A 3,345-nucleotide genomic window follows, 5' to 3' on the forward strand; every position below is an offset into this window, starting at 1 on the left:
TTGTTTATATATATTTATTTTTAAACCGTCGTTTACAGCAGATTAACTACTACCTGTCTTTCTATCCACTTATCTAGCTTATTTTTCGTATCATCATTTAATCGTTTTCTTTTACCGGATAACATCCTTGAAAGTGTTGAATACGAAATATCTATTTCTTTCGCTAACTCACGAATACTTTTATTATTCTTCTCTTTATACGTGTTCATCTTTTCAATATAAAACTCAATACTATTAGGGGGTTCTTGATTTACTATACTTATTGGCTTCTCTTCAATTACCGGTGGCTTTTCTTCCATCTCAATGACCAATGGTGCTTGCTGCTTACTTTTCTTAGTAATCAACTCTTGTTGTAATTTAACAAGTTCATTTGTAGGAGAAATGCTTACTTTTAATTTTAACCAGTAGTTTTCAAACCAGTTTTTTCCCTTACATTTTTCTTCATCAATTTCGGGAGAGTATTTCCACTGTTGAATTACTTGGTCGCTCATAAGGTCATCTAAAGTCTTTTCAAAAACTTGTCTTATTAGACTTGGTTTTCTATTCATGCTTATCTCCATTACTTGTAATAACCCTTTAGGACCACCAATACTATAAGAATGTGTTAAATGTTGATAGGATTGTTGAATGCGCCAACGCCAACTTAGATATCTGGTTAATCTTTTGTGATATCTCTGTTGCTTGCTGTTATACTCTAGGGCTTTTTTTGATAATAAACCTGTTAGCTTTTCAGATCCATAGAGATATTTTGATAAAAAGCTTCCTGGTGTAACGTTCATACTCTCTATTCCTAATGTTTTATCCGTATCAATATCTTTTGCAATGATAATTTCATCCATTACAAATAACCTTCGAATTCTTTGCTTTTTATAAGTTAGGCTTTCATTAGGATCTTTTTCATTTAATATCACGATCTCATTATCTTCATTGACATAAATAAAAATACTAGCAAGAGCAGCTAATCGCTCCATAATTTTTAATCTGTCTTCTTTTCGATAATAAGCCTTACCATTTTTGATTTGTTTCATATTACACATATCTAATATTTGTTCGTAATGTACAGGCACAATAGTCTTATCATTTTCCGCACTCTTTACCCAAAGTTCAGTTACAATATCGAGGCAGTCCGCCGTCAAATCGTCCATTACTCTTGTTAAAAAAGTAGAATCAATCAGTGTATTCCATCTTTTTAATTCTTTCCTTTGTAATTTCATATCACCATCATCGTGTGACGATACTACCACTAGACTATTTTGTTTATCCTGTAATTGAGCAATCCGTACATTCTTATCTTGGTCATCTGTAAACTTATTCTTAGCAATAGTGTCTGATAAGTGGTACATAAACCCTGCATTACTTCGTTCTATATAATCACTCTTAGCCTCTGAATGTACAGGTAATTCTTTTGCGATAATAGGCAGTTTAATTCCAAACTCCATATATAAGTCATCTCTTAGACATTCAAAAATTTCTTCCCTATGATTTTCTAGTTTTGGAAGAATGTCTATCCCTGATAATCCTAAAGCTTCCTTTTTAGAAACCCATTTTACTAGCCTTTCGAAAGTCTGTGATGAATAAGATGAGTTATAAATTTCCTGTAGATCTCTTTCTACATCTTGATAGAATTGTTGCCATTTATTTAAAACCTTTTCACTTCCCTCAACTCCAGTTAAAAGAGGGTAAGCTATATATAAAGTGTTTTGAAATAGTACTTTTAACTTCTCCACTAATAATCCTCCTAATTGCGTCTAATACAATTATATCAATTGCTACTAATCATTCATACCATGTTAATTCTAATATATTTTAATGTCGTAAAAAGATAGCATACATAGAATACAACCATTAATTATTATGTATGTGACGGTTTTATTTAGTGCTTTTATAGACTCAGCTTTTCTTTCAAAAGAAATGTGGGGATTTGTACTATTAATAATTTTAATTTCAACTTCAATTTTGTTTCCATATATTTTTAACATTTTAACTTTTGCTAGAAATAGATGGACTAAATTAGTTTATTTTAAATTTCGTTTTGAGCAGATTTTAGATGAAAGAGAGAGTGAATGATTAAACATATAAGGGATTGTGAACTCTTTATTTGCAGTGTTTTCAATGTATACTTTTATTATATAAATTGAGGATATCAGGGGGTTCGGAGAGAAGTTAATATTTAAGGGGATTTGAAGGTAAACTAATAATAAAAAGTTTACATTGGAAAATAAGAAAAAGAAACTGGTTTTTAAGGTTCTTTTTCTTATTTTGATAATATTTGTATCTTATTGTAGTTAATACATCTTGTAATTAATTTATTGTAATTTATAGTTAAAAAGGGTGATTGAACATGACAGTGCAAAAAGAAAAAGTAACTAGGCGGGTTGTTTGTAGGAAATGTAAATCTGATTAAATAGTTGGTAATAAACGTGGTTATAATTTTAAAAGGATGTTTTTAATTCTGTTTCTTATGTTAGCTACACTTATAGCTATTGGAATAGTTCCTCGACATTCTCCACTTCAGGATATGGCTGCATTTGTTGGTTTTTTAATGATGCTCCTAGGGGCACCGATAACTTTATTCAGTGGATTTATTGGTAGAAAAAATATTGTCAATGGTTGTATGAATTGCGGACATACATGGATGCCTAAAAAATAGAATGTCTATAGATCAAAAAAGAAAAGACAGCTGATTGATTGCTGTCTTTTTGCCTATTTTTGAGTAATAAATTAAAGTTTCTTAATTATTACTTGTTCGCCATCCTTCATAATGTCCTGTCCATGAATTTTTACTTACTTCAGTTACTCCTTTTAAATACCAAGTTACTCCATTCCACTCTTTTACAGTGGGTATTTCCCCTTTTGATTTGTAACCAGGAAAGTCTTGTTTTTCTTTTTTCTTAACAAAACTTTTTTTATTATCAATTGTTTTTAATTTTACACTTGTATCAGTAGGTGTTTCCGCAAATACTCCTCCAGCACCAGATAACATAATTCCAGTTGCTAATGTTCCAATTATTACTTTCTTAAACATGAAAAATCCCCCTTTTTTGGAATGAATATTACATAAATAACAATACCATATTATTTGTATTTTCTAACATTTGAATTTATTTATAAATATTTAATTGAATATTCAAACTATACAATTAATATGAAAAGATTTAAAAATAATTAGTTCTATTAGTAGTGAATCTCAAGTCAATGATTGGAAGAAAACTAAATTATTTATGGGGTAAGAAGTATAGAACTCAAACTTTTTTTTGAATTTATATTCAAAAGTTTACTTTCAAATTAGAAAAGGCTAGTCCCTCGATACCCTTTTTGGAAATAAAGAAAGGACACCCTAAGGCC

2 protein-coding genes and 1 pseudogene are annotated in these 3,345 nt (G+C 29.8%); 1 reads left to right on the forward strand and 2 read right to left on the reverse strand.

Annotated features, from left to right (window positions below):
* Positions 1–32 precede the first annotated feature (32 nt).
* Positions 33–1,727, reverse strand: coding sequence for a helix-turn-helix domain-containing protein (locus tag ABWK52_RS27725; protein WP_098542385.1), 1,695 nt, complete (start codon positions 1,725–1,727; stop codon positions 33–35).
* A 614-nt stretch (positions 1,728–2,341) separates the two neighbouring features.
* On the opposite strand from ABWK52_RS27725, the pseudogene ABWK52_RS27730 reads away from it, so the two are divergent.
* Positions 2,342–2,650 (forward strand): annotated as a pseudogene (locus ABWK52_RS27730) (hypothetical protein).
* Positions 2,651–2,731: 81 nt separating this feature from the next.
* On the opposite strand, the gene ABWK52_RS27735 reads toward ABWK52_RS27730, so the two are convergent.
* Positions 2,732–3,025: an LCI fold-containing protein gene (locus ABWK52_RS27735; RefSeq protein WP_000475236.1), complete on the reverse strand. Its 294-nt coding sequence runs from the start codon at positions 3,023–3,025 to the stop codon at positions 2,732–2,734.
* Positions 3,026–3,345: the final 320 nt, after the last annotated feature.

It is taken from the genome of Bacillus sp. AP50 (assembly GCF_040492675.1).
Taxonomy (GTDB): domain Bacteria; phylum Bacillota; class Bacilli; order Bacillales; family Bacillaceae_G; genus Bacillus_A; species Bacillus_A cereus.

Coding starts and splice junctions, on each gene's coding strand:
- ABWK52_RS27735 (WP_000475236.1), bottom strand. CDS start 3,025: ATGTTTAAGAAAGTAATAATTGGAACATTAGCAACTGGAATTATGTTA.